This window comes from Halobacillus sp. Marseille-P3879, assembly GCF_900240285.1.
Lineage (GTDB): Bacteria > Bacillota > Bacilli > Bacillales > Halobacillaceae > Halobacillus_A.
The window spans coordinates 17,738-32,104 of record NZ_OESS01000002.1 but is presented as its reverse complement, the minus strand read 5'-3'; the positions used below and the strand labels follow the sequence as shown (position 1 = coordinate 32,104).

9 protein-coding genes are annotated in these 14,367 nt (G+C 41.8%); all 9 read right to left on the bottom strand.

The window, feature by feature from the left end:
* Positions 1-60: 60 nt before the first annotated feature.
* Complete coding sequence (locus tag C1A12_RS07880) at positions 61-1,356, bottom strand: NCS2 family permease (RefSeq protein ID WP_304441621.1); 1,296 nt, start codon at positions 1,354-1,356, stop codon at positions 61-63.
* A gap of 148 nt (positions 1,357-1,504) precedes the next feature.
* Entirely contained in the window at positions 1,505-2,947 is a 1,443-nt protein-coding gene (locus C1A12_RS07875; RefSeq protein WP_101843337.1) for a PH domain-containing protein, read from the bottom strand.
* Complete coding sequence (locus C1A12_RS07870; RefSeq protein ID WP_101843336.1) at positions 2,937-3,419, bottom strand: PH domain-containing protein; 483 nt, start codon at positions 3,417-3,419, stop codon at positions 2,937-2,939. The genes C1A12_RS07875 and C1A12_RS07870 overlap by 11 nt, the downstream gene beginning before the upstream one ends.
* A gap of 288 nt (positions 3,420-3,707) precedes the next feature.
* Positions 3,708-4,523 (bottom strand): pyrroline-5-carboxylate reductase, encoded by an 816-nt coding sequence (gene proC, locus C1A12_RS07865; RefSeq protein ID WP_101843335.1) that lies wholly within the window; start codon positions 4,521-4,523, stop codon positions 3,708-3,710.
* A 233-nt stretch (positions 4,524-4,756) separates the two neighbouring features.
* Positions 4,757-6,274 (bottom strand): potassium/proton antiporter, encoded by a 1,518-nt coding sequence (locus C1A12_RS07860; protein ID WP_101843334.1) that lies wholly within the window; start codon positions 6,272-6,274, stop codon positions 4,757-4,759.
* A gap of 121 nt (positions 6,275-6,395) precedes the next feature.
* Entirely contained in the window at positions 6,396-7,568 is a 1,173-nt protein-coding gene (yhbH, locus tag C1A12_RS07855; RefSeq protein WP_101843333.1) for a sporulation protein YhbH, read from the bottom strand.
* A gap of 267 nt (positions 7,569-7,835) precedes the next feature.
* Entirely contained in the window at positions 7,836-9,149 is a 1,314-nt protein-coding gene (gene odhB, locus C1A12_RS07850; RefSeq protein ID WP_101843332.1) for a 2-oxoglutarate dehydrogenase complex dihydrolipoyllysine-residue succinyltransferase, read from the bottom strand.
* Positions 9,136-11,958 (bottom strand): 2-oxoglutarate dehydrogenase E1 component, encoded by a 2,823-nt coding sequence (locus tag C1A12_RS07845; RefSeq protein WP_235001605.1) that lies wholly within the window; start codon positions 11,956-11,958, stop codon positions 9,136-9,138. The genes odhB and C1A12_RS07845 overlap by 14 nt, the downstream gene beginning before the upstream one ends.
* A gap of 256 nt (positions 11,959-12,214) precedes the next feature.
* The gene (locus C1A12_RS07840) at positions 12,215-14,317 is read right to left on the bottom strand and encodes an RNA degradosome polyphosphate kinase (RefSeq protein WP_101843330.1); all 2,103 of its coding nucleotides are present in this window, start codon (positions 14,315-14,317) and stop codon (positions 12,215-12,217) included.
* Positions 14,318-14,367 lie beyond the last annotated feature (50 nt).

Below are 14,367 nucleotides of genomic sequence, written 5' to 3'. Positions count from 1 at the left end.
CCTATTCATTCCTTAAACAACAAAAATACCCACCGCTGTTATGCAGTGGGTTTTAGAACATTAATGACCAGGGAAGAAAATCATCTGAACAATAAAGATTGCACCGAACATATATAGAATCCAGTGAACGTCTTTGCCTTTCCCGCTGAACAGTTTAAGCAGTGGATAAGTAATAAAACCAATCGCAATTCCTGTAGCAATACTGGATGTTAAAGGCATCGTAAGAATAATGATAAAAGCAGGGAACGCTTCATCAAACGCTTTCCAATCTACTTTAGCCAGTCCCTCCATCATAAAGCACCCGACAATAATAAGAACGGGAGCCGTGATGGCAGGTAAATTGGAAACAGCTCCGACAAGTGGAGAAAAGAAGATCGATAATAGGAATAATACGGCTACGACCACCGTCGTTAAACCAGTCCTTCCACCCGCTGCTACGCCGGAAGAGGATTCAATATAGGCTGAAGATGGGCTGGTCCCAAACATAGCTCCAGCAGTAGTTGCTGTAGCATCAGCCATTAAAGCCGCCCGGGCGCGGGGAAGGCTGCCATCCTTCCGAATAAACCCTGCCTGCTCTGCTACACCAATCATTGTTCCAGTAGTATCAAAAATGGTTACAAGCAAGAACGCAAAAATAACAGTATACAAACCATTAGTAAACACACCTGCCAGATCAATGTCCCAGAAAACAGGAGACGGAGGCGTGGAGACGTATCCATCAGTAAAAGACAACTGCCCGGTAAACATACCGATTACTGCTGTTACGATCATACCTATAAACAACGCACCTGTAACCCTTTTAGCAATTAAACCGAGCGTAATAAACAGCCCAATAATCGTTAAGAAAGTGCCTGGAGCAGCTAAATCCCCAAGAGTTACAAGAGTTGATTCATTTGCAACTATGATCCCCGACATTCTTAAACCTAAAAATGCAATAAACAGGCCGATCCCCGAAGTAATTCCATATTTCAGCGAAGCAGGTATAGCCGTTATCAGAACTTCCCGCAGGCTCGTTAAACTCAAAAGGACAAATAGAACACCAGCAAGAAACACCGTTCCAAGAATTACTGAATAACTCACATCCTGCTGAACGACTTCTGTAACAAAATAAGCATTCATACCCATCCCCGGTGCAATTGCGATCGGATAATTCGCAGCCAGCGCCATAATTAACGTTCCTATAATTGCTGCCAGAACAGTAGCCATAAATACTTGCTCAAAAGGCAGACCTGCTTCAGATAAAATAGCCGGGTTGACGACAACAATATACACCATCGTTAAAAAAGTCGTCACGCCTGCTAATATTTCTGTTCGTACATTTGTTTGATTTTCTTGTAAGCGAAACATTTTAAACATCACAAACACCTTACTTTCCGAATGAAATAAACCAACAAATAATATAATATTTGTTTTACGAACAAATTTCAATAAAAACATTAAAATTGTTCGTCTTTCACAAAAAGAAAGCGTTGATTTCCTTTATATAAAAGAAATCAACGCTTTTTTACTGTTCATAGCTGTACCACTTCAACAAGTGATGAGTATCTTTTTCTTCTAAATACCATACTTGCGCCCTCTCTCCACCGATGCCTGACTTCAAAGTGGCCCCAATCGTAGCCAATTTGGCTCTTCTTTGGAACAGCGATTGATCTGAATACAGGGCCTGTACCCGAAATTTTTTCATAATATATGTCTGCTTTACGAGAAAGCGACGAATTAATGTAAGTTGATTATTCTCAATATTCCAGCCCGCATGCTTAAAGGAAAGATAGCCAAGCCACATGAAGACCGGCACGGATATCAGGGCCAGCATTCCAAAGGGATAAAAAAGAATACTAAGAACGGTTGCGGCAATAACCGGCAGCCACACAAACCTGGCAATGTATCGTAACAAGGAACGCTGTGGCGGTCGTTGAACAGGAAGATTTAATTGATAGTCCTCTAGTATACTATGAAGCACCTCTTCTATGTTCTTTCGTTTAATAAGCGGGAGAACCCGGAGTGAATGATCGGAATCGTTACTTTGAGAACCACCAGCACTAATGATAGTGACAGAAGCATAGCCCAATGGCTCCCGAATTAAATTCTCGTCGACCCGAATGCCCTGAATCCGATTAAGGGGAATGGTAACTTGTTTCTTCTCTAACAGTCCTCTCGTCATAATAATGTCTCCTCCTTCAAGGAAGACGGAGAATTGACTGTATCTAAGGATCGTAAGTAAGACGGAGATCCCATAAGCAACGATTAAAACAAGAAGCACCACTCCAGCTATAAATAAGAAGCTGAATTGCAGCCAATCAATCACTTCATCATAAATAGCATCTACAGGTAGAAATTCCATTCCTTGTGAGAGGAAAACCAGCACCCCGGAAATAACTACCCCCGCTCCTCCTGAAGTTAAAGCCATCACTAAAATGTCTTTCATCCCCATTTTATAAACTAACTGGCGACTTGTTTCTCCTTCTTCCTCTTTAACTTCCTGACTGCTTTTTTTGAGTTCGTTAATATGCTCCTCCAGCATCTTCGCTTCTTCCTTGCGTATCGCTGTCAGCTCCGCTTCAGCTTCCATCGCATTCGAAGATCCTGCCGTCTCTACAGTTACTTTCACCAACTGAAACGGACGATGAAAAATACCTTCTGAAAAATCGAGACTCTGAATGCGATCTATAGGGATGTATCTTTTCTTTTTTACGACCAGACCGTGCTCCATTCGAAGCTCTCCTTCTTCCAGCCAGTACGTAAATCGCAGCCACTTGATTATCCCTCCAGCCAGAATGATCACAAGCATTAAACCAGATATCAGAAAAGGCAGAAGACCAAGCCATCCGTCTCCCCGGTTACTATTTAAAAACAGAACAGCTGCAAGAGGAAGAATAGCATCCTTTAACCCTTTAATAAAATTTATAAGTGCAGAAATTGGATGGAGTCGTTGCGGTTCAAACATCATCTTCAGCCACCCTTGCCAACGAAGAAATGGAATGCCTTAGTTCTTCGGCCTCTCTTTCATCCAGAGCTGGTACTTTATGGGTGGTAGCTGCTGTAGAAATGCTAATCGTAGCCAGTCTGTATTTTCTCAACAGTGGTCCCTGCTCGGTATCAACATGCTGAACTCGCACCATTGGGATAAGTGTTCTTGTTATTATAAAAAGCCCGTACTGTAATTCAATTTCCTGATCACGCACATCATACCTCCATCGCTTCCAGCGCACACTTGGAATAATCCCAATATTTAAGATAATAATCAGCGCTAATACAATGCTTATAGAGAGGATCGGCCACATCGGCCAATCAAATAAATATGTAAGCACCCCTGTACCCATTACCAGCAAGGCAACTATTCCAGCTTGAATAATTCCGTAAAGTCTCCATAAGGTTAACGCCCGAATTGATATTCTTTGAGTTGGTTCCTTCATATACATTCCCCCATTCCCGACACTCCTTATACGAATATGCAGCGTTTTTCGTTTCACCTCAGACAAAGAGGCTGAAATATAGGTAAAGCAATGGCAGCAAAATACGAACAATAAAACTTGAACCGTATAAACTCAGCTCATTGAGGAAACTGAGGCCGTGCGTACGGAAGTGCGAAGGATTTTGACGGAGCGATGGTCCAAATCCTTTTCTTGGCACTTAATAATCCGAACTGAATTCAATAGAATTGTTCGGATTATTATATGCTTTATTCAGTTTTGTCCCAACTGAACACTTTACTTTCCGCCATTTGATAATTCTTTGGCTCTGAGTGTGCAAGCATTCATTGCCTGGATGACCGAACTTCTCAGGCCTGTTTGTTCAAGCATATTAACCGCTTCGATCGTCGTACCTCCTGGTGTACAAACCGTATCTTTCAACTCTCCTGGATGGATTCCTGTTTCCAGAACCATTTTTGCTGCTCCTTGAACAGATTGGGCTGCCATCTTATACGCTTTTTCTCTTGGGAGTCCTTGTTGGACAGCTGCATCAGCCATCGCTTCAATAAACATGTACACGTAAGCAGGAGATGAACCGCTTACAGCAGTAACCGTATCCATCAGATGTTCTCCAACCACTTCAGATTCCCCAAAGCTCTCAAAGAGTTCCTTGACGCTGGATAGTTCTTCTTCTGTGATGAAATCGTTTGGACAGAGAACGCTCATTCCTGCACCGACTAAAGAGGGGGTATTCGGCATCGCGCGAATAACCTTCACATTAAAATCAAAGGAATTTTTCACTTTTTCCAGTGTAATTCCAGCAGCGACAGTAACGATGACGGTATCTTCCGTTACAGAAGATTTAATCTCCTGGATCACACCCTCATATATATAAGGTTTAACAGCTAAAAATAAGATGTCACTTGAAGCTGCTAATTTTTTATTATCGTTGGAAATAAAAATTCCATATTCATCAGCTACAAAATCAATGGTCTCATCCGTTAAAGCTGTAGCTGAGATTTGTTCAGGTTCCACGACCCTTGAATCAATCATTCCTTGAATCATAGCTTGCCCCATTTGGCCACAGCCCAAAAATCCAATTTTTTTACTCACCTTACCAACCCCTCTCTTTCGTGTCTTCAATTGTATATGATAAAGCGCTTGGAGACAACGTTATCCCGTGAAATTTGCAGTCAGCAAGGTCCAAAGTTCTAGTAAAAAAATCACGTTTTGTTATTAAAGCCTTTACAAATCCCTATAGCTTATCTATAATTATGAGTGTATTCTTCATATCATAACGATTGACCACTAATATCATAGCTGCTACGAAAAAAGCCGAGCTACCTTCAAGCTCGGTTTTTTTCGTGGGAACTATTTTCTTCTGTTTTTCTTTCATCCTCAGCTTCCAATAAAGACTTAACTTCCTTCTTTACCGGCTTCGTGACCATAATATACAACGTATCTCCTGCATGGATCGTCGTTTGTCCATAGGGTGTGATCACTTCACCATTACGTATGATCGCATTAATCAATGCTTTGTCCGGCAGCTCCATATTCTCAAGAGATTGACCGACGATTAAATTTTTATCGTTAACTTCATACTGCATGAGTTCCACATTCGCTTTCCCCATTGAAATGAGCTCCAGCGAGTGAATCGGATTTGTTTTCTGATCTGAGACCAGCTTCAGCTTTTCAGCTACCCATGTGATCGACGACCCCTGCAGCAGGGTAGAAACAATCACAATAAAAAATACAATGTTAAACATTAACTGACTGTTCTCCAGATCCGTTAACAAAGGAAAAATAGCAAGTACAATCGGGACCGCCCCCCTCAGTCCTGCCCAGGAAAGGAACAGCTTTTCCTTCCAATTGAATTTGAAGTATATCAAACTTATAAACGTAGCAGCAGGTCTGGCGACAAAAATGAGAACTAATGCAATCAGTAAACCGTCTGCAATTACTTCGCCTGTAAATACATCAGAAGGGAAAACGAACAATCCGAGTAAAACAAACATAAGGATTTGTGCCATCCAGCCAAACCCTTCATGGAAACGGAGTATAGAATATCGGTAAGCCAGTTCCGCGTTTCCAATCAGTACTGCGGCGACATAAACGGAAAGGAGTCCGCTCGCCTGGATTAAAGAAGTTGCTCCATAAGTTAAGAATGCAAACCCTAGTGCAAAAATCGGATAAAGACCGCTTGAATCCAGGTTAATGCGGTTTAAGGCGTAGCTCGCTCCATAGCCGATCAGCAGACCAACGGCCAACCCGCCTCCCATCTGCCAAAAAAAGGATCCTGCCATCGCCCAGATGTTCGTCTCATCTGTAGTGAGAACCTGTATAAAGCTGATGGTCAAAAAAACAGCCATCGGATCATTCGTCCCTGACTCTGCTTCTAATGTAGCTTCAAGTTTATTTCTTATATTTTTTCCTTTCAAAACAGCAAACACCGCTGCCGCATCAGTAGAACCAACTATGGAACCGAGCAGTAAAGCCTCTACCCATGAGATCCCTAATATGTATTTTGCGGCTGCGCCCACTACGGCACTCGTTAAAATAACCCCAAGGGTAGCCAGTGTCACCGAGGGAGCCAGAACCTGCTTAATCGACTTCCACTTGGTCTGCATTCCCCCTTCAAACAATATAACAATTAACGCAAAAATCCCTACAATTTGAGCAACTTCCGCATTGTCAAAATAAAGAAGGTCCAACCCATCACTTCCTACGAGCATCCCCACTCCTATAAACAAAACAAGAGAAGGCACTCCTAGCCGTGAAGAGAATTTAGTAACGAAAACACTCATAATCAATAACAAAGCGACAAGCATGATAAACTGGTTAGACTCAACTATTTCATGGATCATTAATAGTAACTCCTTTTTCCACATACAATTGGGCACATCTCTTATTATAACAGGGGAAAGAGTAATTATAGGAATATTTCCCCTTATAAATAAAAAAAGAGCCGAGGAGTTACCCTCCGGCTCACTCACTTAATGCTGCGATCTCACTGCTCTCCTCTTCATTAAAGAAATGTTTCATGGCATAGAATACATCAGCTTTTTTTCTAAGAATATGATAGCGGAATTTCGGGTGTCCAATTGACTTATAGGCCTGCATTAAACTGGAAGATCGATTATATTGATTGACTTCCCCATACCCAAACATTTGTGAAACTTCCATCAACTGATGAATCAACGATACACAGCGCTTATTATCAGAGGTTAAATTATCGCCATCGGAAAAGTGAAACGGGTAAATATTATAACGCTCTGGTGAATATTTATCTTGGATTAGCTCCAGCGCTTTCCGGTAAGCTGAGGAACAAATCGTTCCCCCGCTTTCTCCTTTGGAAAAGAAATCGTTCTCTGATACAATCTTAGCCTGCGTATGGTGAGCGATAAATTCTACATCTACGGTTTCATAGTTTTTACTAAGAAATCTGTTCATCCAAAAGAAAAAGCTTCTTGTCATATACTTCTCCCATTGCCCCATTGAACCACTGGTATCCATCATGGCAATAACTACAGCTTTAGACTCAGGCTTATCTTGGTCTGTCCAAGCTTTAAATCGAATGTCTTCTGGATAAATAGGGGCAAACGACGAGTCTCCGCCAAGTGCATTACGCTTAAACGCTTCAAGCATCGTCCTTTTTTTATCAATGTTACCAGTCAATCCTGTTTTACGAATATCCGTAAACTCAATATCTTCATGAATAATGGTATCTTTTTCTTTTTCTGCTAAATTTGGAAGTGTTAACTCTTTAAAGAATGCTTCCTCAAGCTCTGCTAATGATACTTCTGCTTCATAGTAGTCTTCACCGGCTTGATCACCGGCTCCCTCACCCTGACCAGGCTTCTTCTGTGCTTCCTGAGACTGACCCACTACGTCCCCTACTTCACTATCCCCGTCGCCCTGACCGGCATGCTTATTTTTGTCGTAATTATATCGGATTTTATATTCATCAAGTGAGCGGATAGGGATCTTTACTACACGTTTTCCGTTAGACATCACAATATTTTCCTCAGTTATTAAATCAGGCAGCTGTTTATTCATTGCATCTTTGACTTTTTCCTGGTGTCTCCTTTGGTCATCATAGCCTTTTCGATGGAGGGACCAGTCGTCTTCAGCAATGACAAAGTTCTTCTTATCATTCATCCTAAATTCCCCCTCCTCTTTGTGGATTACTATATCATATGCAGGACAAGTTCAATGGATGAGGCTAAATACGATATGACTGCATTTTATTTGAATTTTCAGTTTTTTACACTGTGAGGAACGGCCATATCAAAGGACAAATATATGATCGTGATGGCGGAAGAGGCGGCTTTAAACAATGCCTGCCAGATAGAGGGTGAGACTGGGCCCTGTTTCATTCCTTTAAACAAAAAACCTCTCCGTTTCTTACGGAGAGGTTCATCATAATTATCCTTCTAATAATAAATCATATGGGTCTTCAATCATCTCTTTAATTCTGCGGAGAAACTGTACGGCTTCCTTCCCATCCACGATTCGGTGGTCGTAGGATAATGCAATGTACATCATAGGACGAGCCTGAATTGTGTCATCCGGCATAACTTTCGCCCGTTTCTCAATATTGTGCAATCCTAAGATTCCCACTTGTGGGGAGTTTAAAATCGGAGTCGAAAGCATAGAGCCAAAAATACCGCCGTTTGTAATTGTAAATGAACCGCCTTGCAAGTCATCAAGCTGAAGCTCTTTGTTGCGGGCCTTCTGAGCCATGTCCATTATGCCTTTCTCGATTCCTGCAAAATCAAGACGATCAGCATCACGGACGACAGGGACTACGAGCCCTTCATCGGTAGAAACAGCCATACCAATATCATAAAATTTCTTCTGAACAATCTCATTGCCTTGAATTTCAGCGTTGATCAATGGAAATTCTTTCAAAGCTCCCACTGCTGCTTTTGTGAAGAAGGACATAAAGCCAAGTTTAACGTCATGTTTCTTCTGAAAGGCATCTTTACGTTCACTGCGGAGCTTCATTACATTGGTCATATCCACTTCGTTAAAAGTAGTTAACATAGCTGAATTTTGCTGAGCGTCAACCAGGCGCTTTGCAATCGTCTGACGGCGACGTGACATTTTAATTCTCTCAACAGGCTTATCAAACTCTGTCTTTTCACTCGATTCCTTCGGTTTCTTCTCCTGCTTAGGTGCTTCTTTCTTCTCTTCTTTCTTGCTCTCCTGACTGCCTGCTTTAGCTTCGACATCTTCAGGGCGTATTCTGCCTAATGGGTCTTTTGCTGTAATTTCACTTAAGTCGATACCCAGCTCACGAGCCCGCTTCCGTGCAGCAGGAGTAGCGACCACATCATTTTTTGAGTCTTTTTGTCCGGCAGATTTCTGCTGTTCTTCTTGCTTCTCTTCCTGCTTATCCTCAGAAGCAGATTCTTTCGCTTCTTCTTTTGGTTGTTCTTCCTCTGCTGGAGCTTCCTGTTCTTCTTCATCAGAAGAATCATCCTGTGTTCCGCCTGCTTCACCGTTCTCATCTACTTTAGCGATGACGTCTCCTACCTCTACATCATCCCCTTCGTTTTTTAGAATTTCTGCGAGAACTCCACTGGAATCAGCATTAACCTCTACGTTTACTTTATCTGTTTCGAGTTCAAGGATGGGGTCACCCTTTTCAACTTGATCACCTTTCTTTACAAGCCACTCGGCAATCGTACCTTCTGTAATGGATTCAGCTAATTCAGGGACCTTAATTTCCTTCATGATTTCTTCCTCCTTTAGACAACTGTAGCGCTTCATTAATGATTCTTCTTTGCTCTGTTTTGTGGATATTTGGTTCACCAACAGAAGGAGATGCTCGGTGTGGTCTTCCTACATAACGGTGAATCTGTCCTTTTTCAAGCATCCGGTGCAAGATTCCTTCAACAAAATACCAGCTTCCCATATTCTGCGGTTCTTCCTGCACCCACACAAGCTCTTCTAAATTTGGATATTCTGATAAAATTTCTTTTAAAAGTTTTGTAGGGAAAGGATAAATCTGTTCTACGCGAACAGCATCTAACGTTTCAAATGAACGATCCTCCATTTTATCTACCGTATCTTCAATTTCAACCATAATCTTTCCGCTGCCGAGTAAAAGAGTTTTTACTTTCTCTTTTTCTTTTTTAGTCTCTTTAGTCAGACCAGGCTGACGCACGATCGGCTGAAAGTTAAGTTCAGTAAATTTGCTGCCTTCAGCTGCTACCCGCTGGTTTCTTAGCAGGCTTTTAGGCGTCATAAGGACAAGTGGACGTGATTCCTCTTGATCGTTAATAGCTGCCTGACGTCTTAACAGGTGAAAATATTGAGCAGATGACGTTACGTTAGCAACAGTCCAGTTATTTTCTGCGGCCAGCTGCAGGAAACGTTCTAAGCGTGCGCTGGAGTGCTCCGGCCCTTGTCCTTCATATCCGTGTGGAAGCAGGAACACCATGTTTGATTTCTCGCCCCACTTCGCTCGGCCTGCCGCAACAAACTGATCAAATATAACCTGACCCGCATTAGCAAAGTCTCCAAATTGAGCTTCCCAAATAACCAGTGCTTCCGGGGCTTGTACGCTGTAACCATACTCAAATCCAAGTACACCAGCTTCAGACAAAGGACTATTGTAAATGTCAAACGCTGCTTTTGCCTGTTCAATACCGTGAAGCGGGCAATAGGTTTCATCGGACTCAATATCATGCAGCACTAAGTGACGGTGAGCAAAAGTTCCCCGCTCTGTATCCTGTCCAGTAATGCGGATAGGATTACCATCTTCGATGATAGAAGCAAACGCCAACGCTTCTGCTGTCGCCCAATCTACTTTTTTCCCTTCCTCAAGCATGTCTCCGCGTTTCTGAAGAATTTTCTCCAGCTTTTTAAAACCATTAAAGCCTTCCGGACGCTTTAGAAGCTCCTTATTCAGCTTTCGCAGGCGGTCCATGTCGATTGCGGTGACTATTTCATCAAGAGGTCGCTCCACCCCGCCTGGACGATCTTTTACATCTGCTTCTTTATTTTCATTTTCCTTCATGTTGTTATATATTTCACGTAGATTCTGCTCAATGTTTTTAAACATTTCCTTTAATGAACCTTTTTCTACTATCCCTTCTTCAATAAGTTGTTTCTCAAATAGATGGGGAACGGTAGGGTGTTCATCAATTTGTTTATAAAGTAAAGGTTGAGTGGAACGCGGCTCGTCCATTTCATTATGACCGTAGCGACGATATCCAATAAGGTCAATAACGAAATCCTTTTTAAACTGCTTACGATACTCATAAGCAAGTGAAATAGCAGATAAGCAGGCTATTGGGTCATCAGCGTTAACGTGAACAATAGGAATTTCATAGCCCTTAGCTAAGTCACTGGCATAACGAGTAGAACGGCCGTCTCGACGGTTTGTCGTAAAACCAACTAAGTTATTGGCGATTAGATGAATAGTACCGCCTGTACGATAACCTGGAAGGTCTTTCATGTTTAAAGATTCCGCCACTACGCCTTCTCCTATAAATGCAGCATCTCCATGAATTAGAATGCCAAACGCTTCCTCATCATCAAGCTGGGAATAACCTGGTTTAGTACGGTCATCCTGGGCAGCTCTTGTAAAGCCCTGTACTACAGGATTTACATATTCAAGATGTGAAGGGTTATGACTTAACGTCACCTGAGTAGACGACTGCTCTCCGTTTCCTATTTCACGGTGAGCACCGAAATGATACTTTACATCTCCTGTCCAACCATAGTTGATACCGGTAGAACCTTCAGATGGAATCAGCTCTTTATCAGGGGAATGATGAAACTCAGAGAAAATACGATCGTATGGCTTTCCTAAGACATGCGCTAGTACATTTAAACGCCCTCTATGAGCCATCCCCATCATAATATTTGAAATTTGATCAGAGGAAGCAGCTTGTACGATGTGATCAAGCATCGGAACCATTGAATCCAGCCCCTCAATGGAAAACCGCTTCTGGCCTACAAATGTTTTTGCTAGAAAGTTCTCGAAGCCTTCTACGTTTGCGAGCCTTTTAAGTAATTGTTTCTTTTCTTCCTGATCCAGGTTCACTTGAAATTCAGTGGAATCAATTCTCTTTTGCAGCCACTGTCTTTCGTTCTCATGACTTACGTGGTCATATTCGAAAGAAATAGTCCCAGCATATCGTTCTTTCAGAGTTCGAACGACCTGAAGTGCATTGTCCAGTTTTACAGGTGCATTCGGCCATACGATGTCAGCCGGTATGTTCTTTAAATCCTCCTCGCTTAATCCATAGCGGGTAATTTCAAGCATATTTGTCGGTGGTCTCTCATTGCTCCCGACGGCATAAATCTTAGCGTCAAGATGACCATGACGTCGAATAGCCTCAACAAGTTTGATTGCTGAGGTCACTTTAACCATATCTAAAGACGGGGCCTGGGCCGCTCCGTTTACAGCGGTCGAAGTGGCAGCACTCATCCACTCTGGCGCACCATGCTCATCAAATAGTTCTTTTAACGATGGATCAACTGACTCCGGATCTTTTGTATATAATTCATACTGCTCTTCAATATAGCCCATATTCGGACCGTGAAACTCTTCCCAAAACCTTTCGTTGGCACCTTGATTAGCCACGTCAAATACCTCCAAGTAGTTGTTGTCTAATGCTGGAACGTAAACGTTTGCAAATACACATACTATTATAGAGTTGAAACGTTATAGAATTCAACATTTATCGCTTTTTTTCTCTACGTCTCAATTCCCCTCCATTATAACAATAAAGACGCACCAATTGGTACGTCTATTTCACTTTTTTCAGTAAATTATTCCCATCATTTCACTCTTCGTCTTCCAGAACATTATACGCCCATTCAAACAGCTGCATCTGACTATTCACGTGAGCTTGGGCTCTGTTTGCAATTACGTGGTGATAACAGCCATGTTCATCCTGCTCTCTGGCTTTCACATTATCAGCAAGAAAGAGATCTAGAATTTCTTTTAATCTGCTTTTAATTTCGATTCTATAGACAGGAAACAATAATTCGACCCTCTTCACCATATTTCTTGTCATGAGGTCTGCTGAAGATAAGTATACTTTTTCCTGACCATTGTGGTGAAAGTAAAAGATGCGGCTGTGTTCCAGGAACCTCCCGACAATACTGACCACACGGATGTTCTCACTCACCCCTTCAATGCCAGGCTTCAAACAACAGATTCCCCGCACAATCAAGTCAACCATTATACCTGCTTGAGAAGCTTCATACAGTTTTTTAATGATCGACTTATCTGACAGTGAATTCATTTTGGCTATAATGCGCCCGTTTCCATTTTCATGATGAAAACGAATTTCTTCCTCAATCTTTTTAATAAAATCATTTCTTAAATCATAAGGAGCCATGGAAATGTGATAATAATCCGGCTTCTCAGTATAGCCGCTTAAGTAATTAAAGTAATTAGTTGCATCAATTCCAAACTCTGGATTAGTGGTGATTATACCCATATCTGTATATATTTTAGCAGTTTGATCATTGTAGTTCCCTGTTCCTAAGTGGACGAAACGCTCGATCGTGTTTTTCTTTTTTCTTACAACAAGCGTAATCTTGCTGTGAGTCTTTAGGTATGTCATTCCATAGATGACATGGCAGCCCGCCTTCTCTAATTCCCTTGCCCACTGCACATTATTCTCTTCATCAAACCGAGCTTTAAGCTCGACAAGGACTGTAACCTGCTTTCCATTTTCCGCTGCATTTTTCAGCGCTTTTATAACCGGTGAGTCTCCACTGACACGGTATAGAGTCTGTTTAATCGCCAGGACGTCCGGATCCTTCGCTGCATCTGCTAAAAACTCGACAATGGGCTCAAATGACTCGTAAGGATGATGAAGAAAGATATCACGCTTTAATGCGGCTTCGAATAAATCTTCTCCATTCTTTATATCGCGCAGAGGCTGGGGGATAAGCTGCTCATATACCAAGTCTTCTCTTACTTCAGACACTTCGTTGTAAAAATCAAATAAATAACTGAGATCCAAAGGTCCATTTGTTACATATAAATCATCCTCATGAATCTCCAGTGAGTTTAACAAAAAGTGAACCATTCGGTCTTCTAATTTTCCTTTTCGAACCTCTAATCGAACCGCAGCCCCCCACTTTCTTTTCATGAGTTCCTTTTCAATTTCTTTCAACAGATCGCGGGCGCCCTCTTCATGGATCGTCATGTCTGCATTTCTAGTAATTCTAAATTCGGTAATGGATTTGGCTTGATAGCCTTTAAAGAGCTTTTCTACAAAGTGGCTGATAATATCTTCCAAAAGTACATATTGGGTTGGTGAAGATGGTTTAAGTTCAACGAAGCGGGGGATTACTGAAGGAACCTGAACTATCGCTGTTTTCTCCGACTGATCTTTTGTATCGACCATATCCCTTAGGACAACAGCGAGATTTATGCTTTTATTTAATAATTTTGGAAACGGGCGGTAAACATCTACCGCCATCGGGGTTAATACCGGAAATATTTCTTCGTCAAAATACCGTTCTAATTTATTTAACTGCTCGTCAGTAAGCAGCGAAATTTCAGTGATTGAGATCCCTTCAGACTCTAATTGTGGTTTCATGGCCTGGTACGTCTCATATTGACTTTTTACAAGTCTTTGATTTATACGGGCAATCTCCCGTAGCTGCTGCTTTGGGGTTAAGCCTGCTTTATTCTCTGGCTTATTAAACCCGGCTTTTACTTGATCTTTTAACCCGGCAACTCTTACCATAAAAAATTCATCCAAATTCGAGGAAAAAATCGCTAAAAATTTAAACCTTTCCAGTAAAGGTGTTTCTCTGACCTGGGCCTCTTCCAACACCCTCTCATTAAACGCAAGCCAGCTTAACTCCCGGTTATTGTAATAACGTGGATCATTTAAATTTTTACGAACCTCATCCATCGCCATGAAACCCTCCCCTTAAGACAGTAAATTCTTAACGGAATGCACACTTGAAA